Source organism: Kocuria sp. APC 4018 (assembly GCF_030407675.1).
Lineage (GTDB): Bacteria > Actinomycetota > Actinomycetes > Actinomycetales > Micrococcaceae > Kocuria > Kocuria rhizophila.
Genome location: NZ_JASDCY010000014.1, coordinates 18533 through 40855, shown reverse-complemented (window position 1 = coordinate 40855; position 22323 = coordinate 18533). Strand labels below are relative to the sequence as shown.

22 protein-coding genes, 1 tRNA gene and 1 riboswitch are annotated in these 22323 nt (G+C 71.0%); of the genes, 12 read left to right on the top strand and 11 right to left on the bottom strand.

The window, feature by feature from the left end; translation table 11 throughout:
• Positions 1-122 precede the first annotated feature (122 nt).
• From QL985_RS04375 to QL985_RS04360, 4 genes are all read left to right on the top strand, one after another.
• Positions 123-836: a TetR/AcrR family transcriptional regulator C-terminal domain-containing protein gene (locus tag QL985_RS04375; protein ID WP_059281876.1), complete on the top strand. Its 714-nt coding sequence runs from the start codon at positions 123-125 to the stop codon at positions 834-836.
• Positions 837-924: 88 nt separating this feature from the next.
• The gene (locus QL985_RS04370; protein WP_223110227.1) at positions 925-1368 is read left to right on the top strand and encodes a low molecular weight protein-tyrosine-phosphatase; all 444 of its coding nucleotides are present in this window, start codon (positions 925-927) and stop codon (positions 1366-1368) included.
• On the top strand, positions 1338-1991 hold the full coding sequence (locus tag QL985_RS04365) for a hypothetical protein (RefSeq protein ID WP_223110228.1): 654 nt from the start codon (positions 1338-1340) through the stop codon (positions 1989-1991). The genes QL985_RS04370 and QL985_RS04365 overlap by 31 nt, the downstream gene beginning before the upstream one ends.
• Positions 1988-2887 carry an aminotransferase class IV gene (locus tag QL985_RS04360; protein WP_121566600.1) on the top strand — a complete coding sequence of 300 codons (900 nt, stop codon included), beginning with the start codon at positions 1988-1990 and terminating at the stop codon, positions 2885-2887. The genes QL985_RS04365 and QL985_RS04360 overlap by 4 nt, the downstream gene beginning before the upstream one ends.
• 99 nt (positions 2888-2986) lie before the next feature.
• On the opposite strand, the gene QL985_RS04355 is transcribed toward QL985_RS04360, so the two are convergent.
• The 10 genes from QL985_RS04355 to QL985_RS04310 all read right to left on the bottom strand — a co-directional run bounded on the left by QL985_RS04355 (position 2987) and on the right by QL985_RS04310 (position 13268).
• Complete coding sequence (locus QL985_RS04355) at positions 2987-3790, bottom strand: energy-coupling factor transporter transmembrane component T (RefSeq protein ID WP_121566599.1); 804 nt, start codon at positions 3788-3790, stop codon at positions 2987-2989.
• Positions 3787-5385, bottom strand: coding sequence for an ATP-binding cassette domain-containing protein (locus QL985_RS04350; protein WP_121566598.1), 1599 nt, complete (start codon positions 5383-5385; stop codon positions 3787-3789). The genes QL985_RS04355 and QL985_RS04350 overlap by 4 nt, the downstream gene beginning before the upstream one ends.
• Positions 5382-6005 carry an ECF transporter S component gene (locus QL985_RS04345; protein WP_259905495.1) on the bottom strand — a complete coding sequence of 208 codons (624 nt, stop codon included), beginning with the start codon at positions 6003-6005 and terminating at the stop codon, positions 5382-5384. Before QL985_RS04345 ends, QL985_RS04350 begins: the two co-directional genes overlap by 4 nt.
• A 56-nt stretch (positions 6006-6061) precedes the next feature.
• A riboswitch (TPP riboswitch) is annotated at positions 6062-6168 on the bottom strand.
• A 167-nt stretch (positions 6169-6335) separates the two neighbouring features.
• Entirely contained in the window at positions 6336-6608 is a 273-nt protein-coding gene (locus QL985_RS04340) for a DUF4235 domain-containing protein (protein ID WP_039102147.1), read from the bottom strand.
• A 129-nt stretch (positions 6609-6737) separates the two neighbouring features.
• Positions 6738-7103, bottom strand: coding sequence for a monovalent cation/H(+) antiporter subunit G (gene mnhG, locus QL985_RS04335; RefSeq protein ID WP_039102146.1), 366 nt, complete (start codon positions 7101-7103; stop codon positions 6738-6740).
• Positions 7100-7369, bottom strand: coding sequence for a monovalent cation/H+ antiporter complex subunit F (locus QL985_RS04330; RefSeq protein ID WP_039102145.1), 270 nt, complete (start codon positions 7367-7369; stop codon positions 7100-7102). The genes mnhG and QL985_RS04330 overlap by 4 nt, the downstream gene beginning before the upstream one ends.
• Positions 7366-8013, bottom strand: coding sequence for a Na+/H+ antiporter subunit E (locus QL985_RS04325; protein WP_019309987.1), 648 nt, complete (start codon positions 8011-8013; stop codon positions 7366-7368). The genes QL985_RS04330 and QL985_RS04325 overlap by 4 nt, the downstream gene beginning before the upstream one ends.
• Positions 8010-9647, bottom strand: a complete 1638-nt coding sequence (locus QL985_RS04320; RefSeq protein WP_039102144.1) for a Na+/H+ antiporter subunit D — start codon at positions 9645-9647, stop codon at positions 8010-8012. Before QL985_RS04320 ends, QL985_RS04325 begins: the two co-directional genes overlap by 4 nt.
• Entirely contained in the window at positions 9637-10167 is a 531-nt protein-coding gene (locus tag QL985_RS04315; RefSeq protein ID WP_039102143.1) for a Na(+)/H(+) antiporter subunit C, read from the bottom strand. The genes QL985_RS04320 and QL985_RS04315 overlap by 11 nt, the downstream gene beginning before the upstream one ends.
• The gene (locus QL985_RS04310) at positions 10164-13268 is read right to left on the bottom strand and encodes a Na+/H+ antiporter subunit A (protein WP_039102142.1); all 3105 of its coding nucleotides are present in this window, start codon (positions 13266-13268) and stop codon (positions 10164-10166) included. Before QL985_RS04310 ends, QL985_RS04315 begins: the two co-directional genes overlap by 4 nt.
• Before the next feature lie 218 nt (positions 13269-13486).
• Between QL985_RS04310 and QL985_RS04305 the strand changes: the two genes are divergently transcribed.
• Positions 13487-14908 carry an MFS transporter gene (locus tag QL985_RS04305; RefSeq protein ID WP_039102141.1) on the top strand — a complete coding sequence of 474 codons (1422 nt, stop codon included), beginning with the start codon at positions 13487-13489 and terminating at the stop codon, positions 14906-14908.
• A gap of 4 nt (positions 14909-14912) precedes the next feature.
• Here the strand turns inward: QL985_RS04305 and dcd are convergent, their stop codons facing one another.
• Entirely contained in the window at positions 14913-15491 is a 579-nt protein-coding gene (gene dcd, locus QL985_RS04300) for a dCTP deaminase (protein WP_039102152.1), read from the bottom strand.
• 265 nt (positions 15492-15756) lie between these two features.
• On the opposite strand from dcd, the gene QL985_RS04295 reads away from it, so the two are divergent.
• From QL985_RS04295 to ugpC, 7 genes are all read left to right on the top strand, one after another.
• Positions 15757-15827: transfer RNA gene (locus QL985_RS04295), tRNA-Gly, on the top strand.
• 123 nt (positions 15828-15950) lie between these two features.
• Entirely contained in the window at positions 15951-16403 is a 453-nt protein-coding gene (gene panD / locus QL985_RS04290) for an aspartate 1-decarboxylase (protein WP_047979125.1), read from the top strand.
• 169 nt (positions 16404-16572) lie between these two features.
• Positions 16573-17493: an AEC family transporter gene (locus tag QL985_RS04285; protein WP_135010743.1), complete on the top strand. Its 921-nt coding sequence runs from the start codon at positions 16573-16575 to the stop codon at positions 17491-17493.
• 127 nt (positions 17494-17620) lie between these two features.
• Complete coding sequence (locus QL985_RS04280; protein WP_135010742.1) at positions 17621-18937, top strand: extracellular solute-binding protein; 1317 nt, start codon at positions 17621-17623, stop codon at positions 18935-18937.
• Positions 18934-19902 carry a sugar ABC transporter permease gene (locus tag QL985_RS04275; protein WP_135010741.1) on the top strand — a complete coding sequence of 323 codons (969 nt, stop codon included), beginning with the start codon at positions 18934-18936 and terminating at the stop codon, positions 19900-19902. Before QL985_RS04280 ends, QL985_RS04275 begins: the two co-directional genes overlap by 4 nt.
• Before the next feature lie 6 nt (positions 19903-19908).
• On the top strand, positions 19909-20745 hold the full coding sequence (locus tag QL985_RS04270) for a carbohydrate ABC transporter permease (protein ID WP_135010740.1): 837 nt from the start codon (positions 19909-19911) through the stop codon (positions 20743-20745).
• Between the two features lie 45 nt (positions 20746-20790).
• Positions 20791-22110 (top strand): sn-glycerol-3-phosphate ABC transporter ATP-binding protein UgpC, encoded by a 1320-nt coding sequence (gene ugpC, locus QL985_RS04265; RefSeq protein WP_135010739.1) that lies wholly within the window; start codon positions 20791-20793, stop codon positions 22108-22110.
• Positions 22111-22323: the final 213 nt, after the last annotated feature.

Genomic DNA, 22323 nt, shown 5'->3' with positions numbered 1-22323 from the left:
CCGACCCGCACGCACGAGTGCCGCCGCGGGAGCCGCAGGATGGCAGCCCCGCTCCGCGGACTCGCGGCGCGAGTACCAGGGCGGGCGGGCGGCGTCGTGCGAGCCTGTCCGTGGAGTCGATCGTGGACACCGCGATCGCCATGCTGGACCGGGACGGCGCGGCGCGACTGACCCTGCGGGGGCTGGCCGCCGAGCTCAGAAGCGGCGTGGCGAGCCTCTACTGGTACGCCTCGGGCAAGGACGAGCTCATGGCCATGGTCGCGGACGAGGTGCTGGGCCGCGCGCTCGCGCAGTTCGAGACGCTGCGGGCGGCGGGGCAGAGCGCGCCCGAGCAGTTCGCGCAGCTGCGGGCCCCGGAACCGGACCCCCGCACGAGCGCCCGCACCCGGGAAGCCCTCGTAGACCTGCGCCGGCTCTCCCTGTGCCTGTTCGCCCAGATGCTGGAGCACCTCTGGCTCGCGGAGCAGCTGGTGCACGCGGGCCCGGACGAGGAGAACGCCCTGCGCACGTGGGAGTGCACCGGGCAGATCCTGCAGCGCATGGAGCTGAGCACCTCGCAGCAGTTCCACGCCTCCATGGCCGTGAGCAACTACGCCTCCGGGATGGGCGCGGAGATCTCCCAGCGCCAGGCCCAGCGCCACGAGCAGGACGCCGAGCAGATGTTCCGCGAGCAGCTCGAACGCTGGGACCACGCGAGCGCGCAGGACTTCCCGTTCGTGCACTCGGTGCTGGGCGAGTTCCGCCGCCACGACGACCGCGCCGAGTACGCGGCGGGTCTCGACCTGCTGCTCTCGGGCATCGAGCGCCAGACGTGGGCGGGACGCCCGGCACGGTGACGCACTCGCCGCCGACGGATTTTTCGTACAGTGGTGGCCATGATCGAAATCGTCACGGTGTGCACCGGCAACATCTGCCGCTCCCCCCATGGCCGAGGCCCTGCTTCGCCGTGAGATCGAGCGCGCCGGGCTCGGTGACGCCGTCACCGTGGGCTCTGCCGGCGTGAGCGACGAGGAGCACGGCAACCCCGTGGACCCCCGCGCCGGCGCCGTCCTCGCGGACAACGGGCTGGAGCTGCGGGAGCACAGCGCGCACCGCGTCACGGACCGCGAGCTCGCGGAGGCGGATCTGCTGCTCGCCATGACCGCCGAGCACGCCCGCAGGCTGCGTCAGCGGCTGCCCGAGGGCCACCCGGACACCGTGCGCCTGATGCGCAGCTTCGACCCGGCCGTGGATCCCGAGCACACGGACCTGGACATTGCCGACCCCTGGTACGGCGGGTCCGAGGACTTCAACACCGCGTGGGAGCAGATCAGCGCGGCCGTGCCCGGGGTGGTCTCGTGGCTGGGCGAACGGGTGTCCGCCTCGTGATCGCCCCCGACGAGGTGTTCCAGCCGGAGGAGATCGAGAACTTCCCGGACGGGGTCAACCTGGCGCGGCTGCTCCCGGCGGCCACGCGCAGGCCCTGCCTGGTGGGCATCGACGGGCGTTCCGGGGCTGGCAAGACCACGCTCACGGACCAGCTCGCCGCCGTGCTGCGCCGCTCGCACGACGTCGTGGTCTTCCGCCTGGAGGACCTCTATCCCGGGTGGGACGGCCTGCTGGAGGGCATGGCCGCGTACCGCACGGAGATCCTCGAGCCCCTGCGCCACGGCCAGGACGCGCACTGGACGGCGTGGGACTGGCTGACGAGTGAGCCGGGCACCCCGCGGCTCACCCGCACCGCCGAGATCGTCCTGCTGGAGGGCGTGGGCGCGTGCCACCGCGAGGCCCGGGTGCTCCTGGACACGTCCGTGTGGGTGGAGCTGCCCACCTCCCAGCGGCGACGGCGCGCCCTGGAGCGTGACGGCGCAGCCTACGAGGGCCACTGGGACCAGTGGGCCGCCCAGGAGGAGGAGTACCTCGCGGAGGATCCCGTGTGGGAGTGCGCGGACATCATCCACCCCGGCCCGTCCTCGGGGGAGCCCGCCCCGGAGGACCGGGACCCCTCATGACCCCACGCGGCGGCGCGGCCGTGGTCATCTCACCCGCGGGTGAACCGCGGCTCGTGGACCCTGAGCGTCCGCACGTGGTCCTCGAGGACCAGGCACTGACCCGCGGGGACGGCGTGTTCGAGACCATGCACGTCCTGGACGGGGACGCCTACAAGTTCGCCGCCCACCACGATCGGCTGTGCTCCTCGGCGCGCAGCGCCGCACTGCCCGCTCCCTCCGCCGCCACGTGCCGCACCGCTCTGCGCATGGCGCTCGACGCCGCCGGGCCCGGTTCCCGGGACGAGCTCCTGGGCCTCGGGGCGGAGCACGCGGTGAAGCTCAGCATCTCTCGGGGCGTCCCGGGCGGAGAACCCTGGGCATGGCTCACCGCCTCCCCGGTTCCCGCCGCCACGTTCGCGGCACGCCGGGACGGGTTGCGCGTCCTGCTGCTGGAACGCGGTCACGATCCCGCCGAGGACACCGACCTGCCGTGGCTGCTGCCCGGGGTGAAGACGCTGTCCTACGCGGTGAACATGGCCGCGGTGCGCCACGCGCGGGAGCACGGGGCGCAGGACGCCGTGTTCATGACATCCTCCGACCACCGCATCCTGGAGGGGGCCACGTCCTCGGTGATCTGCGCGCGCACCGCGCCGGGCGCCCAGCCCACCCTCGTCACGCCCGAACCGTCCCGCGGGATCCTTCCCGGGACCTCCCAGGCGCGGATCTTCGAGACCGCCCGCGCCCACGGCTGGGCGGCGGAGCACCGCCCCCTGTACCCACGGGACCTGCTGCGAGCGGATGCCGTGTGGTTGACGTCCTCGGTCCGCCTGGCCGTCCCCGTGACCGCCGTGGACGGGCACCCGGTGCCCACGGACCCGGAGCTCACGCGCACGCTCACCGGCTTCCTGGTGGGCTGACCCGGCCCGGGCCAGCGCCCGGCGCAAGTGCGCACTTCCCCCCACTGGCCACCTCCGGCGCGCAGAGAGCCGTCACGCCGGGCGGCGTCGGCGGCGGCCTCACTGCCAGATGAAGCGGTGCGTGCCCAGCGCCAGGGAGACCACCAGGGCACCCACCGCGGCGAGCACCACGGCGGTGCCCACGAGAACGTCCACGCGGCTGCAGTGCAGACTCCGCGCCCACGTGCGCGGCCCGGCGCCGAAGCCACGCGCCTCCATGGTCATGGCCAGCCGCGTGGCCCGGCGCAGGGACTGGACGAGCAGGGCGAACGCCTGACCGCCAAACTCCTGCGCGGCCCCCACCGGGCCGCTCCGGCCCCCCGCGCCGCGTGCCCGGCGGGCGGATGCGAGCACGCTCCACTCGGTGACCATGACCTCGACCAGCCGCATGGCCGCGAGCGCCGCGAGCACGAACCGCGCCGGCAGTCTGAGGGTCTGGGCGAGCCCGTCCGCGAGATCCGTGGGGTCGGTGGTCAGCAGCACGGTGATCCCGGGCAGGGCGATCGCGAGTCCGCGCAGGGCGATCGCGCCGCCCGCGGCCAGGGACCCGGTGGTGATCGTGAGCCAGCCGACCTCCACGAGGACCGTGCCGCCCGCGGGCGAGAGCATCGCGGTGCCCCAGCCGCTGATCAGCGCGGCCACCGCGAGGGGCCACAGCAGCCGCAGCAGCCGCCACGGGCCGAGCCCCACCCCCGCGAGGAGCACGAGCTGCCCCGCGAGGGCCACGGCGTTGGTCACGGGGTCCGCGCTCACCACGATCACGAGCGTGATCAGCAGCGCCCCCAGCAGCTTGACCACCGGGTTGGCGCGGGACAGCAGCCCCGTGCGGGGACCGAACATGGACGGCGCCACGGGCGTGCTCATGAGCCGAGCCTCACGTCCTGCGCCTCCAGCGCCGCCACGAGGTCGCGGTCGTGGGTCACGGCGACCACCGCCGTGCCCCGGTCCATCTCCGCCACGAGCAGGTCCACGAGCTCCCTCCAGGTCTGGGCGTCCTGGCCGAACGTGGGTTCGTCCAGGATCAGCACGCGCGGGGCCGCCGCGAGCACGGTGGCCACCGACAACCGGCGCTTCTGACCACCGGACAGCGTGAACGGGTTGGCGTCCGCGAGGTCCTCGAGGCGCAGGCGACGCAGCAGGTCCTCCACCCGGGCGGCGTCGTGCTCCGGCAGCTCGTCCTTCGAGGCTCCGGCGCGGCGCAGCAGCTGACGCGGTCCGAACTCGAGCTCGGCGCGCACGGTGGGACGCAGGAACTGGTGCTCGGGGTGCTGGAAGACCGTGCCCACGCGCGGGATCAGCTCCCCGCCATCCCACAGCGAGGGGTCCTGCGGCGCGCCGTCCGCGAGCGCCGCGGAGGCCCGCACCGTGCCGCGCACGGGCACGAGCAGACCCGCCAGCGTCAGCGCCAGGGTGGACTTGCCCGCCCCGTTCACGCCGGTCACGGCGAGCGCACGGCCCGCGCGGACGTCCAGGCTGATGCCCTCGGCGGCCACGGGCGCGTCCCAGCCGTCCAGGGGGTCCACAGCCGCGTCCGTGCCGCGCCGCCAGGCCTTCCGGGCACGACGCCGCCTGCGGGCGATCTCGCGCCGCGTCGGCTGCACGCGGGAGACGGCGAGGTCCCGGGCGCTCAGCAGCACCTCCCCGGCGTCCGGGCCGCGGGTGTCCGCCGGGGCGGGTGCGCGCGTGGTCGGAACCCAGCCGGGCACCCACGTGCCCTGCTCCTGGAGCAGGTGGCGGGCGTCGTGGAGGGTCTCGCGGGTGGGACCGTCGAAGGCCACCCGGCCGTGCTCGTCCAGCACGATCACCCGGTCCACCACGGGTTCCCACAGGGCCACCCGGTGCTCCACGACCACGAGCGTGATGCCGTCCCGCAACACCGCCTCGGAGACAGCCCGGCACAGCTGCTCCGCGCCCTCCTGGTCCACGCTCGCGGTGGGCTCGTCCAGCAGCAGCAGCCGGGGTCGCATGGCCATGACTCCCGCGAGCGCGAGGCGCTGCTTCTGCCCGCCGGACAGGGCCGTGGTGGAGTGCGCGAGGGGCAGCGTCAGCCCCACCCGCGCGAGCGCCTCGTCCACGCGGGGCCAGATCTGCTCGGGGGGCACCGAGATGTTCTCCAGCCCGAACGCGACGTCGTCCCCCACGCGGGAGAGGATCACCTGGGTCTCGGGGTCCTGGTGCATGAAGCCCACGGCCCCGCGCGCCTCCCGTGGGTCCACGCCGTCCACGCTCAGCCCGCCGGAGCGGGACTGCCCGTCCGGATCCTGTTCCACCCCCGCGAGGGCCTGCAGCAGCGTGGACTTCCCGGCGCCGGACGGCCCCAGCAGCAGCACGCGCTCCCCGGGTTCGAGCACGGCGGTGACGTCACGGAGGCTCGGATCCTGACGGCCGGGATAGTGCCACCCGAACCGCTCCAGCCGCACGGCCGCACCCGTGGGCGCTGACCCCGCCGGTTCCGTCATCGACGGCGCGTGGCGCCGGAGGCCAGGGCCCCCAGCACCCCGGTGGCCTGCAGCGCGCGCACCACGAGCCACATCAGGGCACCGGCGATCACCGCACCGGAGAGGGTGGTGAGCGCGGCGTAGACGACCTTCTGGTCCAGGGCCCACTCATAGTTGTACATGATGTCCTCGCTCGCCCCGAGGAACAGTCCGGAGAGCGCACCGGCCGCGGTGGCCACGGCCAGGCCGAAGCGGCGGTAGCCCGTCAGGAGGAACACGAGCTCCACTCCGAGACCCTGGACGAGACCGGAGATCACCACGGTCCACCCGAAGTGGGTTCCCAGGAAGCCCTCCAGCACCGCCGCGAGCAGCTCGCAGAACAGGGCCGCGCCGGGCTTGCGGATGATGAGCGCGCCCAGGGTGCCCGCCACGAGCCAGCCGCCCGAGATGAGCCCCGCCGAGGGCGGATACGCCACCGCGGCCGTGGAGACCACGGGGTACAGCAGGTTGGACCACATCCAGAAGATCACCGCGCACGCCGCGGCGAGGACCGCCGCCACCACGATGTCCACGACCCGCCAGGACTGCGTGCGGGCGGTACCCCGTGCGGTTCCAGTGGGGGTGCTGCTGAGCTGCGTCATGAGAACTCCTCCTGAAGGTTCCAGGAGGGGAAGAGCCCCCGCGCACCGCGGACGGGCTCTTGAGATGCTCGACTCCCTAGCGCCGGTATGAACCGGATCAGGTTCGAGGGTCTGCGCTCGCGCGCACTCTCAGCGCCTCGGTGGCGCTCCCCTGTCGTTGAGCCACCAGTCTAGACCACCACGGCGGTCGGCCGGGGTGCTCGAGGCGCCCCGGCCGACCGCTGTGGTGCGGGGTGCGGGCCGTGCACCGCACCCCGGTCCCGCGGAGTCCCGCCGTGAGGACGCGCCAAGCGCGTGGCCTCGCCGGCGGGAGTGCCGCGGGAGCAGGACTCAGATCTCGGCCTGCGAGGACTTCGAGGAGTCGTTGTCGTCGGACTGCATCTTGGACACCTGGCGGGCAATGCCCACCTTGATGACCGTGCCCACCACACCGGTGATCATGGCCCAGATGATGATGTCGCGCCAGGCCTCGTCCTCGTCCGGGTTCTTGGCGGGGGGCTCGTTGCCCGTGACCTGCTTCCACGCCACGGTCAGAGCCTTGTTGGCCATGGCCACGCCGCCCAGGGAGGCCACCGTGCCGAAAATGTCCATCGCCTTGTTCATGGGATTCTCCTCAGTTCTCGAAAGTGCCGCCGGCGCGTGGTGGCCGGCGGCGTCGTACTCCCACCCCAGCATACGAACCCGTGAGCCGGGGTGGTGTCACCTGCCCGGGTGGCGCCACCGCGTGTGTCGTCAGTCGGGCCGGTCCTCACCGGCGCGGGCCACCACGTCACGCAGCTCGTCCGCCACGAGGTTCTCCTCGTGCAGGTGCTTGGAACGGTAGGCCGCACGGCCCACCATGTGCGCGGAGACCGGGACCGTGAGCAGCTGGAAGATCCACGCGAGGACCAGCAGGGGGATCATCCGGGGCTCCCCGCTGGCGAGCGCGAGGGCGGTGAGCAGCAGGAGCAGCCCGAAGACCTGGGGCTTGGTGCCCGCATGCATGCGGGAGAGCAGATCGGGGAAGCGCACGAGGCCCACCGCGGCCGCGAGCGACATGAACGTCCCCGCGACCAGGCACACCACTGCCGCGACGTCCGTCACCGTGTGCCAGTTCATGAGCGGTCCAGCCCCACGTTGCGCGCCACCGTGACCGAGCCCAGGAACCCCACGAGGGAGACGATCACGAGCAGCACCAGGTTGTCCGTGTGGCGGTGGTACACCATCTCCACGGCCAGAGCGGCGCCCACGATGGCCAGGAGGACGTCCGTGGCGATCACCCGGTCCAGCAGGGACGGCCCCTTGGCCAGGCGGTAGATGGTGCCCGCGGCCGCGAGCGCGAGGATCACACCGCACACCCACACGGCGACGTCGGACAGGGTCATGACCGCTCCTCTCCGGGCCCGCTCCCGGCCTCGTCCATGTCTTCGGTGGGGGACTCGACGGCGCCCGTGGCCTCCGTGCGGTCGGGGTCACCCTTGACCGGCAGCAGCGCCAGGTCCTCCCGCGAGCCCATGATGCGGATCCAGGCGGCCTCGGTGTCCAGCACCGAGCGCCGGAACGCCTCGGCCTGCTCCGGCGTGGCGATGTCCAGGACGTGGAAGTAGAGGATCCCGTTCCCCCGGTCCACCTCGACCACCAGTGACCCGGGGATCAGCGCCATGGTGTGCCCCACGGCGGTCATCAGCAGATCGTTGTTCTGCCGCAGCGGCACCCGCAGCACGGCGTTGTGCACGCGCGGTCCCTGCACCAGCGCCACTCGGAACACGTGGATGCTCGCCTTGGCCACCTGCCACACGAACGTGACCACGAACAGCACGAAGTGCACCACGTTGAAGCGCCCGGACAGCCGCACCGGGGGCAGCACCAGGGTGCGCGTGACCAGCAGGGCCAGCAGCAGCCCGAAGACCAGGTTGCCGGGGCTCCAGTCCCCCCACAGAGCTCCCCACACCACCACGAGCCACAGGATCAGCGGCAGCTCGGCCCGCAGGGAGTTGCGGGCCTGGCGACGGACGGCGGACGTACTCATGGTGCCTCCTCGCTCACGCCGCCCTCGCCCACGGGGGCCAGCACGGCGTCGATGTAGCGGTCCGGGTGCACCAGGTTGTCCGCGGCGCTGCCCGCGAGGTCGAACAGCGGACCCGCGAAGACCGTGAGCGCCACCCCCACCACCACGAGAGCGGTAGTGGCTCCCACCATGGTCCGGGGCAGCAGGACCACCTCGGAGCCGCCGGACAGCACGCTGCCCGGGTTGCCGGTCACCACGCGCGAGTTGAGCGGGCGGTGCCCCTGGGCCGTGGTGGCCCGCAGCACGGGATCCGGGTACTCGGCGTCCTCCACGCGGCGCAGGAACACGCGGTTCCACACGCGGATCAGCGCCAGCAGCGTGAGCAGCGAGACGAGCACGGACACACCCACCAGCAGGTAGTCCAGCCAGGTGCCGCTCGCGATGCCCGCCTCGAGCAGCCCCACCTTGCCCAGGAAACCCGAGAACGGCGGGATCCCGCCCAGGTTCAGCGCAGGGATCAGGTACAGCACGCCCAGCAGCGGCGAGATCCGCAGCATCCCCGCGAGGCGGTCCACGTTGGTGGACCCGCCGCGGCGCTCGATCAGCCCGGCCACCAGGAACAGGCTCGTCTGGATCACGATGTGGTGGGCGATGTAGTAGACCACGGCCGCCAGGGCCTGGGGCGTGCCCACGGCGATCCCGAAGATCATGTAGCCGATGTGGCTGATGAGCGTGAAGGAGAGCATGCGCTTGATGTCGATCTGGGCCAGCGCACCCAGGATGCCCACGAACATGGTCAGCAGGGCCACCCACATCAGCAGCCCGTTGATCTGCCGGTCCGGGAACAGCAGGGTCTCGGTGCGGATGATCGAGTAGACGCCCACCTTGGTCAGCAGCCCCGCGAACACCGCGGTCACCGGCGCGGAGGCCGTGGGGTAGGAGTCCGGGAGCCAGAAGGACAGCGGGAACACCGCGGCCTTGACCCCGAACGCGATCAGCAGCATGAGGTGCAGCTGCAGCTGCGTGCCCTGCGGGAGGTCGGCGAGCTTCACGGAGAGGTCCGCCATGTTCACGGTGCCGGTGGCGCCGTAGATCATCCCCAGGGTGATGAGGAACAGGATCGAGGAGATCACCGAGACCACCACGTAGGTCACGCCCGCCCGGATGCGCTGCGCGGTCCCTCCCATGGTGAGCAGCACGTAGGAGGCCGTCAGGAGGATCTCGAAGCCCACGTAGAGGTTGAACAGGTCCCCCGCCAGGAACGCGTTGGAGACACCGGCCACGAGCAGCAGGAACGTGGGGTAGAAGATCGAGATGGGACCCTCGTCGTCCCCTCCGGCCACGCCCTCGCTCACCGCGTAGACGAGCACCGCGAGGGACACGACCACCGACACCACGAGCATGAGCGCGGAGAGCTGGTCCACCACCATGACGATCCCGTACGGGGCCGCCCAGCCACCCAGGTGCACGGCCTGGGGGCCCTGGTTCCACACGTCCGCGAGCATGACGGCGTCCAGGACCAGCGTCAGTGCCATGGCCCCCACGGTCACGGTGCGCTGGAGCCTGTTGCGGTGCACGATCACGAAGTTCAGAGCCGCACCGAGGAACGGGATGAGCACCGCGAGCGGTGCCAGCTGCGCCAGGTCAGTGCTCATGCGGATCCCTCCTGTCCGTTCGCGGCTGCGTCTCCACCCTGTGGTGGCCCGGTGACTCCGAGGCCTCCTCGGCATTGTGGCGCGAGGGCGTGAAGGGGGCGTCCGGGGTGGCGAACTCCGAGGCGTCCTGCGGGATGGCGTCGTCGTCCTCGGCGTCGTACGAGGACTGCTGGGCCACGCGGCGGTCCTCGAGGTCGTCCTGGATCTCGTCCCGGCGGGCCAGGATCCAGGAGCGCCAGATCATGGACAGCAGGAAGGCCGTGGTGGCCAGGGAGATCACGATGGACGTCAGCACGAGCGCCTGCGGCAGGGGGTCCGAGTACTCGGAGGGGTCCAGGGACGAGTCGTAGAGCGGTGCCACGCCCGGCACCCCACTGGTGTGCAGGATCAGCAGGTTCGCTCCGTTGGTCAGCAGCATGAGTCCCAGCAGCACGCGCGTGAGGGAGCGCTCCAGGAGCAGGTACACCCCCACGGAGAACAGCACGCCCATCACCACGAGCAGGGTCAGGTTCACGGTCACGGCCGCACCTCCGAGGTCTCGTCCCCCGAGACCATGGAGCCCTCGGGGGCGTCCGGGTCCTCGGAGCGGGTGGCCGTCATCACGGGCCCGTTGCGGGTCAGGCGGATGCGGGAACCCCGGCCCGTGCGCTTGCGGTCGTCCTCGACCGCAGAGCGCTCGATGCGCTCGTCGATCCGCCCGCCCAGCGAGCGCAGGATGTCGAGCACTAGGCCCACCACGATCAGGTACACGCCCACGTCGAAGATCAGCGCGGTCACGAACTTCACGTGCCCGAACAGCGGCAGGTCCCACTCGAACGTGTAGCTCTCCATGACCGCCCCGCCGAAGAACAGGGGCGTCAGGGCGTACAGGGAGGCCAGTGCGAGCCCCGCGCCGAGCATCCACCCCGCGTTGACGGGCGTGGCCCGCTCGAGCTCGTAGCGGCCGCCGGCCAGGTAGCGCAGCGTCAGGGCCAGGGAGGCCATGAGCCCTCCGGCGAACCCACCGCCGGGGTCGTTGTGCCCCGCGAGCAGGAGGTAGAGGGAGACCAGCATGAAGGTGTGGAACAGCAGGCGCGCCACGACCTCGAAGATGATCGAGCGCCGCTCCGGGGCGAGCGTGCGCCCGGCCAGCAGGAACGGGTCCGCGTCCGGGCGGGAGGAGAAGCGCCGGGCCACCTCGATCTCCTGGGTCCTGGCCTGCGTGGAGTGCGCCGCGGAGTCCGCGCCGCGCAGCGCCTGCAGCCGCCGGGTGTCCAGCCGGTGGCGCTCGCTGCGCAGCCGGTCGCCACGGCCCTTCACGAAGATCAGGGAGGCGATACCGGTGGCGGCCACGGTGAGCACGGAGATCTCCCCCATGGTGTCCCACGCCCGGATGTCCACGAGGATCACGTTCACCACGTTCTCGCCGTGGCCCAGCTCGTATGCCATGGATGGCATGTCCAGGGAGATCCGCTCCGCGGTGCGGGAGGAGATCGAGAAGGCGGCGAGCGCCATCATGAAGATGCCGAAGACCACCGCGAAGACCGCGCGGAAGACCCGGTGCCCGGCCTTGCGCCGGTTCCACAGCGGACCGGGCAGCGAGCGCAGCGCCAGCACGAAGGCCACCAGGGAGATCGTCTCCACGAGCATCTGGGTGAGGGCGAGGTCCGGGGCGCCGTGCAGCGCGAAGAGCAGGGCCAGCCCGTAGCCCGTGACGGAGACCAGCAGCACCGCCAGGAACCGCTTGCCCGCGGTGAGCACGAGCAGGGCCGCCGCCACCATGGCGATCCCGGTGGCCAGCTGCGCCGGTGAGTCCGCCACGCGGAAGCCCGCGAGGGGTGGGGTCTCGAACCAGAACAGGGCCACGAGCGGCACCACCACGGCCGTCACGAGGATCACGGACAGGTAGAACATGAGCGAACCACGCTGGGTGCGCCCGGTCAGCCACACCGCCACGATGTCCAGCACGTTGATGATCCAGCGGTACACGTAGTCACCGGAGGGCAGTGAGGGGAGCCGCCGCTGGAGGCGGGACACCGGCCTGCGTGCCCTGTGCAGCAGCAGCCCGGCCACGATGATGAACGCGGAGAAGCCCAGCGCCGGGGTCAGCCCGTGCCACAGCTCGAGGTGCACGTGGGACTCCTCCGCGTGGGGGAACAGCTCCTGGTAGGGCTTGATCCCCGCCTCCAGGGGCGCGGGGAACAGACCCAGCACCACGGTGGCTCCCGCGAGGACCATGGGCGCCATGAGGAAGGCCCACGACGCGGGCGTGAAGTCGCTGATGACCGACTGGCCGTCGGGGGCGGCGTCGAGATCCGAGAAGGACGCGGACTTGCGGGCGAAGCCGCCCCACAGGAAGCGGGCGCTGTACGCGACCGTGAGCACGGACCCGACCACGGCGCAGACCAGGGCCACCGCCCCGGCGAGTTCGGAGACGTCGCCCCAGAACGCGGTGAGCACGGCCTCCTTGGCCACGAAGCCCAGCAGTGGCGGAATCCCCGCCATCGAGGCCGCACCGATCACGGACACCGTGAACAGCTTGGGTGCCATGCGGCCCACGCCCGAGAGCCGGCGGATGTCACGGGTCCCGGCCTGGTGGTCGATCACGCCCACGGCGAGGAACAGGGTGGCCTTGAACAGGCCGTGGGCCATGACCATGCCCATGCCCGCCATGGCCGTGTCCGCGGTGCCGAAGGACACCACCGCCGTGATGAACCCGAGCTGGCTCACGGTGCCGTAGGCCAGGATGAGCTTGAGGTCGTACTGCCGCAGCGCCACCCAGCCGCCGAAGATCATGGTGCCGAGCCCCAGGGTCAGCGTGACCGGGAGCCAGTACTGCGTCTGCGCGAACCCGGGGGCGAGCCGGGCCACGAGGTAGATGCCCGCCTTCACCATGGCCGCGGCGTGGAGGTAGGCGGAGACCGGGGTGGGCGCGGCCATGGCGGCGGGCAGCCAGAAGTGCGTGGGGAACAGCGCGGACTTGGTCACCACGCCCGCGAGCACCAGCACCACGGCGACGTCCACCGTGGTGGAGCCCAGCATCTCCGGGGCGGCCGCCAGCACGCCGGAGATCCGGAACGTCCCGGCCTCGGTCCCCAGCATGATGAGCCCCACGAGCATGGCCAGCCCACCCGCGGTGGTGATCACGAGGGCCTGCAGCGCGGCACGCCGTGCGGCCAGCTTGGTCCGGGAGTAGGAGATGAGGAGGAAGGAGAGCACGGAGGTGATCTCCCAGAAGACGAACAGCACCATGAGGTCGTCCGCCGTGACCAGCCCGAACATGGCCCCGGCGAACGCCACGAGCTGCGCCGCGAACGAGCCGATGTCCTGCGCATCCGCCTTGAAGTAGCGGGCGCAGTACGCGAGCACCAGGGTTCCCACACCGAGCACCAGCAGGCACATCATGTAGGCCAGGGCGTCCATGCGGAACGAGAGGGTGATCCCCAGCTGGGGGATCCACTCCAGAGTGGTGGACCAGCCGTGCTCGGGGCCGTAGACGCGCGAGGTCTGGGACAGCAGCCACACGAGGCCCACCAGGGGGGCGAGGGCCACCACGTAGAAACCGGAGCGCCCGGTGCGCTTGAGGATCGCGGGAGCGAACAGTGCCATGACTCCGTGGAGCAGCAGCAGCACCGGGATCATGGGGTCCCACCTTTCGTGCCGCTGTCGGAGCACACCGGTTCCCAGGAAAGGCGCAGCAGACACGCAGGGGAAGCGGGGAGTGTTGTCGAGACCCCATCGTAACAAAGGCGGTGGTTGACGTGTCCCCCACCCGGTCCCGGTGAACTTCTGGGAACATCTCCTCCCCCGCCCACTCCGGCTGCGGGCCCTGGCGCGCGCCGCACCGTAGGGTGAGCCGCATGACCGCTGAGCGCACGAGCACGGCCCCACACGGCCCCACCGACCCCGTCGACGCCGCGGCGGGAGGTTCCCGCGCGAGGGTGCTGATGTGGTGCCTCTGGGACACGGGGACCTCCGCCTACAACTCCGTGATGCTCACGTTCGTGTTCACGGTGTACCTCACGAGCTCGGCCTTCGGCACCCCCGAGTACACCTCCACCGTGCTGAGCATCGGCATGACGGTGGCGGGATTCGCGATCGCGCTCACCGCCCCGATCGTGGGCCAGCGCAGCGACACCCCCCGCTCCCGCGCCTCGTTCCTCACGTGGAACACCGTGGTGCTCGTGGCCTGCACCGCGCTGGCCTTCTTCGCCCGGCCGGAGCCCTCCTACCTGTTCCTCGGCGTGGCGCTCGTGGCCGCGGGCAGCGTGGCCCAGGAGTTCGCCACCGTGGGGTACAACTCGATGCTCCCCGCCCTGGCCGGCCCCGCGCGCATGGGCAAGGTCTCCGGCTGGGGCTGGGGCGCGGGATACGTGGGCGGGATCTTCGCCCTGGCGTTCGTGCTCTTCGGCTTCGTCACGCCCGGTTTCCTGGGCATCCCCACCGATGACGCCCTCAACTACCGGGCCGTGGCGCTGTTCAGCGCCGCGTGGATCCTCGTCTTCTGCCTTCCCCTGCTCTTCGCGGCACGTTCCATGCCGTTCCGCGCATACGACGGCGAGGTGCACGGCCCGTCCCCCGCCGCGACCCCCACGCTCGGCGGACTCGCGGGGCCCGACGTCGCTCCCTCGCCCGAGCCGCGGCACCGGCGCGGGATCGTGGGGGCCTACCGGGAGCTCTTCGCCACGATTGCCGGGCTCTGGCGGGTCTCGCGCGGCACGGTGTTCTTCCTGCTCTCCTCCGCCGTCTACCGGGACGGACTGGCCGGAGTCTTCACGTTCGGCGGTGTGCTCGCGGCCGGCTCGTTCGGCTTCTCGCTCACCGAGGTCATCGTGTTCGCGGTGGCCGCCAACCTCATTGCCGCGCTCGGCGCGTTCGTGGGCGGCTCGCTCGACGACGCCCTGGGCCCCCGCAGGGTCATCGTCGGTTCGCTCGTGGGGGTCATGGCGGCCGGGATCGTGCTGCTGTTCTGGCACGGCAAGCCCGCGTTCTGGGTGTGCGGACTGGCGCTGTGCCTGTTCGTGGGACCGGCCCAGGCGGCGTCGCGCACGTACCTGGGGCGGCTCATCCCCCCGGGGCGCGACGGGGAGATCTACGGGCTCTACGCCACCACGGGCCGCGCCGTGAGCTTCATGGCCCCGGGGCTGTTCGGCCTGTTCGTGTCCCTGATGGGCTCCCAGATCTACGGGATCCTGGGGATCCTCACGGTCGTGGCGGTGGGCCTGGCCCTGCTGCTGCTGACCCCCAAACCGCCCGAGGGGTTCACGACCACCCGCGTGTGACGCCCTACTCGATGACCGTGCGGTGGAAGTTCACGTGGCTGCGGGACGCCGTGGGGCCGCGCTGACCCTGGTACCGGTTGCCGTACGCGCCGCTGCCGTAGGGGTGCTCGGTGGGAGAGGAGAGCTGGAAGAAGCACAGCTGCCCCACCTTGGAACCCGGCCACAGCTTGATGGGCAGGGTGGCCATGTTGGAGAGCTCCAGCGTAACGTGGCCCGAGAACCCGGGGTCGATGAACCCGGCCGTCGAGTGGGTGAGCAGACCCAGGCGCCCGAGCGAGGACTTGCCCTCCAGGCGGGCGGCGATGTCGTCGGGCAGCGTGACCTTCTCGTACGTGGCACCCAGCACGAACTCCCCCGGGTGCAGCACGAACGGCTCGTCCGGGGCCACCTCCACCAGACGGGTGAGCTCGGGCTGCTCCTGCTCCGGGTCGATGTGCGCGTACTTGTGATTGTCGAACAGCCGGAACCAGCGGTCCAGGCGCACGTCCACGCTCGCGGGCTGGATCATGGCGGGGTCGCAGGGCTCCAGGCGCACGTGTCCCGAGTCCAGGTGGCGGCGGATGTCGCGGTCTGAGATGAGCACGGCATCCACGGTAGTCCACGGGCCGTGCTCACGGGTCGCGGACCGCCTCCGGACGCCGGGGCCCACGATCCGCCGGGCTGGCCCGACGCGGTGACGTCCCGGCGTCGGGACCCCCGGCCGGGGCGGGCGCCGATGCCCTCGGCGTCCGGGGCGGGCGCCGTGGTTCCGCAGGGGCCGGCGGGCGGGGGAACAGCGCCGCGCCCCAACGTGTTGTACAGTGGTGGGCGTTCTGTCCGGGCCGTTCACGAACGGCTCCCAGAGCAGTGCGGCTGTAGCTCAATGGTAGAGCGCACGCTTCCCAAGCCTGATACGCGGGTTCGATTCCCGTCAGCCGCTCCGCACCGATCGGTGAACGCCCCGGGTACCTGCCAAGGTCCCGGGGCGTTTCCGTCGGTCCACCGCCCCGCACCCTCCCGGCCCGGGACGCACCGGATCCCACACACCGCACCAGGAGCCACCATGCTGCGCACCATGTTCACCGGCAAGATCCACCGGGCCACCGTGACCCAGGCGGACCTGCACTACGTGGGCTCCGTGACCGTGGACCAGGACCTGCTCGACGCCGCGAACATCCTCCCCGGCGAGCTCGTGTCCATCGTGGACATCACCAACGGCGCCCGGCTCGAGACCTACACGATCGCGGGCGAGCGCGGCAGCGGGGTGCTGGGCATCAACGGCGCCGCCGCCCACCTGGTGCACCCCGGCGACCTCGTGATCCTGATCGCCTACGGCCTCATGGACACCGCCGAGGCGCAGGCCTACGAGCCCCACGTGGTGCACGTGGACGAGCACAACAGGATCGTGGCCCTGGGCTCGGACCCCGCGGACGCCGTCGTCGGGGACATGGTGCGCCCACCCCACGCCCTGGACCACGACGCCGCCCGGGAGGACGCCGCCGTCTCCGGCGCCTGATGCGCCCAGCAGGACGGGCCGCTCGACGCCGCGGGGCGGCAGCGGCGTCGCCCTCCCGGAAGGGAGCACGCCGCGCACCCGGCCGTCCGTGGTGCGCCCCGTCCCCTGCGGCGTCCCGCCGGCGGGCTAGCAGTGCACGCACCACCACCGACCCGAGGAGCTGCCGGTCATGACAGGAGTGCTCTCGGGATTCTTCATCGTGTGGGCCGTGATCGGGCTGGGCTACGGCATCGGGCGCCTGGGCGTGCTCGGCGCGGACGCCCAGCAGGTGCTGTCCCGGCTCGCGTTCTACGTGGGCTCCCCGCCGCTGCTGTTCCTTACGCTGTCCGAGGCGGACGTCCACCGGGTGTTCTCCGTCCCGCTGCTCGTGGCGGCCGGTTCCGCGTGGCTCGCGATGCTCGCGTACGGGCTGATCTCCCGGTTCGTGCTCCGCCGCGACGCCTCCACGGTGGTGATGGGAGCGCAGGCCGCAGGTCAGGTCAACGCCGCGAACCTGGGGATCCCCATCGCCATGTTCGTGCTGGGGGACGCCTCCCAGGTGGCCCCGGTGATGCTGTTCCAGCTGACCCTGAACACCCCCCTGTACCTGACGGTCATGGACACCCTCACGGGCGGGCGCCGGCCCACGGTGTCCTCCGTGCTGCGGAGCATCGTAACCAACCCGCTGATCGTGGGCTCCGCCCTGGGCATCCTCTGCGCGGCCACGGGTCTCACCCTCCCCGACCTGGTCCTGGAACCCGTGCGGATCGTGGCGGGCGCCGCGGTGCCGGCGATGCTGCTCGCGTTCGGCATCTCCCTGGTGCGCGCCCGCCCCCTGTCCGTCCCCGGCGCGCGCGTGGACACCCTGCTGGCCACGGGAGCCAAGGTGGTGCTCCACCCGGCGCTGGCCTTCGCCCTCGCGTGGGCGCTGGGCCTCACCGGTCCCGCCCTGTACGCCGCGGTCGTCATGGCCTCCCTCCCCACCGCCCAGAACCTCTACGTGGCCGCGGTGCGCTACGACCGGGCGACCACCGTGTGCCGGGACACCGTCCTGCTCACCACGGGGACCTCCATGCTCACGATGACGGCGGTCGCAGTTTTTCTCTCGTGACGTCGAGTCACACAACCGGCGTGACGCGGGCCACCCGTAGACTGGATGGACGCTGGATCGGCCGCGACACCCGCGCAAGGACGCGCCGCATCGCCCAGCCCATGCGCTCTCCAGGGGAGGAACCACCGTGAAGTCCACTCACCACTCACACAGGGCCGGGAAACCGCGCACCGTCCGCAGCGTTGCGGCCGCCGCGGCCGCGTCCGCCATGCTGCTCACGGGGTGCAGCGGCGGGGAGGCCGGCCCGCCCACGCTCACGTGGTACATCAACCCCGACGACGGCGGACAGGCCGTCATCGCGCAGGACTGCTCCGAGGCCTCCGGCGGGAAGTACACGATCCAGACCTCCCTGCTGCCCCGCGACGCGTCCTCACAGCGCGAGCAGCTCGCACGCCGCCTGGCCGCCGGCGACACCTCCATGGACCTCATGAGCCTGGACCCGCCTTTCGTGCCCGAGCTCGCCGAGCCCGGCTTCCTGGCCAAGCCCCCGCAGGACGTCGTGGAGGCCACCACCAAGGACACCCTCGAGGGTCCGCTGCAGGGCGCCACGTGGAACGACGAGCTCGTGGCCATCCCCTTCTGGGCCAACACCCAGCTGCTGTGGTACCGGGACTCCGTGGCCAAGGCCGCCGGGCTGGACATGTCCAAGCCCGTCACCTGGGACCAGATCATCAAGGCGGCACAGACCCAGGACAAGTACCTGGGCGTGCAGGGCACCCGCGGCGAGTCCATGTCCGTGTGGGTCAACGGGCTCGTGGAGTCCGGTGGCGGCCAGATCGTCACGGACGGCGAGGCCGGTCAGGACGCCCAGGTCGACCTGGACTCGGAGGCGGGGCAGAAGGCCGCCGAGATCATCGGGACCATCGGCAAGGAGGGCCTGGGAGGCCCCGGCCTGGCCACCCAGGACGAGAACGCCTCCATGATCCAGTTCCAGGGGGACAAGGGCTCGTTCATGGTCAACTACCCGTTCATCTACTCCGCGTCCAAGGCCGCGGTGGAGGACGGCTCCCTGGAGCAGTCCGTGGTGGACGACATCAAGTGGACCACGTGGCCCCGCGTGGACGCGGACACCCCGTCCGCTCCCCCGCTGGGCGGGATCAACCTCGGCGTGGGCTCGGCGTCCAAGCACCAGGACCTCGCGTGGGACGCGGTGCAGTGCATCGTCTCCACCGAGCACCAGGCGCAGTACTTCGCCACCAACGGCAACCCGCCCTCGTCCGCCAAGGCCTTCGACGACCCCGCGGCCAAGGAGGCGTTCCCCATGGCGGACACCATCCGCACGTCCCTGGACGCCGCCAAGCCGCGCGCCCAGACCCCGTACTACAACGAGATCTCCACCGCGATCCAGCAGCACTGGACCCCGCCCAGCGAGGTGGACGAGAACACCCCTCGTGAGACCACCGCATTCATCGAGGAAGTCCTGAAGGGAGATGCGCTGCTGTGAGCACCACGGTCGATTCGCGCACCCGCGCCACCGGGACCGGGAAGCCGCGCAAGAAGGCGCAGCTCTCGGACCGGGCCCGCTCCGAGCGGAAGCTGGGGTGGCTGCTCGCCGGTCCGGCGTTCGTCATCATGCTCCTGGTCACGCTCTACCCGATCGTGCAGGCGCTGTGGGACTCCCTGTTCTCCTTCCGCCTCACGGCACCGGGTGACAAGGAGTTCGTGGGCCTCAGCAACTACGCCACGGTGTTCTCGGACATCGTGTTCTGGCGGGACCTCGGGGTCACCGTGCTCATCACCGTGGTCACCGTGGTCGTGGAGCTCGTGCTCGGCCTCGCGCTCGCCCTCGTGATGCACAGCGCGGTCAAGGCCACCCGCGGGCTCCTGCGCACCGCGATCCTGGTGCCCTACGGCATCATCACCGTGGTCTCCGCGTTCGCGTGGTTCTATGCCTTCGACATCACCACCGGCTACGTGAACAACTGGCTCTCGTGGCTGCCCATGATCGGCCCGGACTTCAACTGGTTCGGCTCCGCCGGCCCGGCCCTGGTCGTGATCATGGCCTCGGAGATCTGGAAGACCACGCCGTTCATCTCCCTGCTGCTGCTCTCCGGGCTGGCGCAGGTCCCCGGTGAGCTCACGGAGGCCGCGCGTGTGGACGGCGCCTCCGCGTGGCAGCGCCTGGTGCGGGTGGTCCTGCCGAACATGAAGGCCGCCATCATGGTGGCCGTGGTGTTCCGCGCGCTGGACGCCTTCCGCATCTTCGACAACGTCTTCATCATGACCCAGGGACAGTACGGCACCGAGACGCTCTCGCTGCTCGCGTACCGCACGTCCATCGGTCGTCTGGAAATCGGCCTGGGTTCGGCCATCTCGGTGATCCTGTTCGCGTGCGTGATGCTCATCGCGCTCGTGGCGATCAAGATCTTCAAGGTGGACCTGACCGGTGGCTCTGGGAAGGGGAAGTGACCCGCCATGCTGAGCACTAAACAGAAGATCGGTTGGGCCGTCATCTCCGTGGTGGTGCTGGTCTACGCACTGTTCCCGGTGCTGTCCATCCTGATGACGTCCTTCAAGTCCCCCTCGGACCTGAACTCCGGGAAGTTCCTGCCCACCGAGTTCGTCGCCGAGAACTACGAGCAGATCTTCGTGGGCGACGCCAAGGACCTGTTCCTCCCGGCGCTGCGCAACTCGATCGGCATCTCGCTGATCGCCACGTTCATCGCCGTGGTGCTGGCCACGCTGTGCGCCTACGCGATCGCCCGCCTGGACTTCCCGGGCAAGAAGCTCGTGCTGACCACCGCCCTGGTGGTCTCCATGTTCCCGGTCATCTCGATCGTCACGCCGCTGTTCAACCTGTGGCGCCAGGTGGGGCTCTACGACACCTGGCTCGGCCTGATCATCCCCTACCTCTCGCTGACGCTGCCGATCTCCATCTGGACGCTCGCGGCGTACTTCCAGCAGATCCCGTGGGACCTGGAGCGCGCGGCGCAGGTGGACGGCGCCACCACGTGGCAGGCCTTCCGCAAGGTGATCGTGCCGCTGACCCTGCCGGGCGTGTTCACCACCGCCATCATCGCTTTCTTCATCGCGTGGAACGACTTTGTCTACGGCATCGGACTGACCTCCACCTCGGCGGCACGCCCTGTTCCCGCGGCCCTGGCGTTCTTCACGGGTGCGTCCCAGTTCGAGGACCCGGCCGGTGCCATCGCGGCCGCGGCGATCATCGTGACGATTCCCGTGGTGATCCTCGTGCTGGCCTTCCAGCGCCAGATCGTCTCCGGTTTGACCCAGGGCGCCGTCAAGGGCTGAGCCCGGCCCCTCCACACGCTCAGACACAGTAAGGACTGACACAACATGGCAGCTATCACCATGGAGCACCTCGTCAAGAAGTACGACGACGGCTTCCCTGCGGTCAACGACATCTCCATCGACATCGCCGACGGGGAGTTCCTCATCCTCGTGGGCCCCTCGGGCTGCGGCAAGTCCACGCTGCTGCGCATGGTCGTGGGCCTCGAGGACATCACCAGCGGGGACCTGAAGATCAACGGGGAGCGCGTCAACGAGCGGCAGCCGCGCGAGCGCAACCTGTCGATGGTGTTCCAGAACTACGCCCTCTACCCGCACCTCTCCGTCTACGAGAACATCGCGTTCCCGCTGCGCCTGGCCAAGGGCCAGTTCAGCAATGACGAGATCGACCGGAAGGTGCGCGAGGCCGCGGACACCCTGGACCTCACCGAGCACCTCGAGCGCAAGCCGGCGAACCTCTCGGGCGGTCAGCGCCAGCGTGTGGCCATGGGCCGCGCGATCGTGCGTGACGCGGACGCGTTCCTCTTCGACGAGCCGCTGTCCAACCTGGACGCCAAGCTCCGCGGTCAGATGCGCACGGAGATCGCGCAGCTGCAGCGCCGCATGGGCATCACGTCGATCTACGTGACCCACGACCAGACGGAGGCCATGACGCTGGGCGACCGCGTGGCCGTGCTCAAGCGTGGTCAGCTGCAGCAGATCGCCTCCCCGCGCGAGCTCTACGAACAGCCCGTCAACCTGTTCGTGGCCGGGTTCATCGGCGCGCCGTCCATGAACTTCATCCCGGCGCGCATCGAGGGTGGGACGTTCCGCACGCCCATCGGTGACATCGAGGTTCCGGAGCGTGTCCGGGCCAGGCTCTCCGGGGCTCCCGAGCTCGTGCTGCTGGGGCTGCGCCCGGAGCACTTCGAGGACGCCAAGTTCGTGGACGAGGCCAAGGTGGGCCACGGCACCATGTTCGATGCCGAGTTCACGCACACGGAGTGGCTGGGCAACCAGCAGTACGGCTACATCCACTACCAGCAGGACGACACGGTCCAGCACAAGCTCAACGAGCTGGCCCAGGAGCTGGACGCGGACGAGATGCCCGCACAGGTGGTCGTGTCCCTGGATGCGTCCTCCCGCATCCGCGGTGGTTCGAACTCCAAGATCTGGCTGGACAGCCGCCGCATGCACGTCTTCAACCCCGAGACGGGCGAGAACCTCACCCGCGACGCCGAGGCGGGAGCGGAGCTGACCCGCGAGGCCAACGAGGAGCGCGAGTCCGAGATCGCACGGGCCCGGCAGCGCGACGGGGCCGCCACGGCCTCCGGCGCTCCCGCACGCGAGGGCCAGGGCGCGGACGGCGGCAGCAGCGCCGCACGCTGACCCCGACTGACCCGGAAACGCCCGGTCTGCACGAGAACGGCCGGTCCCCCGCGGGGACCGGCCGTTCTCGTGCGCGGATGTGGGGCATCACCCCGTCAACCGGCGCCACTCACGGCGTCGCGGTTCATGGCCGTCGTGGTCGCGGTCGCCGTGCGTGGCCGTGGTACTGGTGCGCGGTCGTGGTGCGTGGCCGTGGTGCTGGGGCACACCAGG

Excerpts from the sequence above, each read along its gene's own strand:
- QL985_RS04345 (WP_259905495.1), bottom strand. The coding sequence starts at position 6,005 with ATGACGCAGCTCAGCAGCACCCCCACTGGAACCGCACGGGGTACCGCC.
- QL985_RS04350 (WP_121566598.1), bottom strand. The coding sequence starts at position 5,385 with ATGACGGAACCGGCGGGGTCAGCGCCCACGGGTGCGGCCGTGCGGCTG.
- mnhG (WP_039102146.1), bottom strand. The coding sequence starts at position 7,103 with ATGAACTGGCACACGGTGACGGACGTCGCGGCAGTGGTGTGCCTGGTC.
- QL985_RS04310 (WP_039102142.1), bottom strand. The coding sequence starts at position 13,268 with ATGATCCCGGTGCTGCTGCTGCTCCACGGAGTCATGGCACTGTTCGCT.
- QL985_RS04370 (WP_223110227.1), top strand. The coding sequence starts at position 925 with ATGGCCGAGGCCCTGCTTCGCCGTGAGATCGAGCGCGCCGGGCTCGGT.
- QL985_RS04270 (WP_135010740.1), top strand. The coding sequence starts at position 19,909 with ATGCTGAGCACTAAACAGAAGATCGGTTGGGCCGTCATCTCCGTGGTG.
- QL985_RS04325 (WP_019309987.1), bottom strand. The coding sequence starts at position 8,013 with ATGAGTACGTCCGCCGTCCGTCGCCAGGCCCGCAACTCCCTGCGGGCC.
- QL985_RS04360 (WP_121566600.1), top strand. The coding sequence starts at position 1,988 with ATGACCCCACGCGGCGGCGCGGCCGTGGTCATCTCACCCGCGGGTGAA.
- ugpC (WP_135010739.1), top strand. The coding sequence starts at position 20,791 with ATGGCAGCTATCACCATGGAGCACCTCGTCAAGAAGTACGACGACGGC.
- QL985_RS04305 (WP_039102141.1), top strand. The coding sequence starts at position 13,487 with ATGACCGCTGAGCGCACGAGCACGGCCCCACACGGCCCCACCGACCCC.
- QL985_RS04285 (WP_135010743.1), top strand. The coding sequence starts at position 16,573 with ATGACAGGAGTGCTCTCGGGATTCTTCATCGTGTGGGCCGTGATCGGG.
- QL985_RS04330 (WP_039102145.1), bottom strand. The coding sequence starts at position 7,369 with ATGACCCTGTCCGACGTCGCCGTGTGGGTGTGCGGTGTGATCCTCGCG.
- QL985_RS04355 (WP_121566599.1), bottom strand. The coding sequence starts at position 3,790 with ATGAGCACGCCCGTGGCGCCGTCCATGTTCGGTCCCCGCACGGGGCTG.
- panD (WP_047979125.1), top strand. The coding sequence starts at position 15,951 with ATGCTGCGCACCATGTTCACCGGCAAGATCCACCGGGCCACCGTGACC.
- QL985_RS04320 (WP_039102144.1), bottom strand. The coding sequence starts at position 9,647 with ATGAGCACTGACCTGGCGCAGCTGGCACCGCTCGCGGTGCTCATCCCG.
- QL985_RS04340 (WP_039102147.1), bottom strand. The coding sequence starts at position 6,608 with ATGAACAAGGCGATGGACATTTTCGGCACGGTGGCCTCCCTGGGCGGC.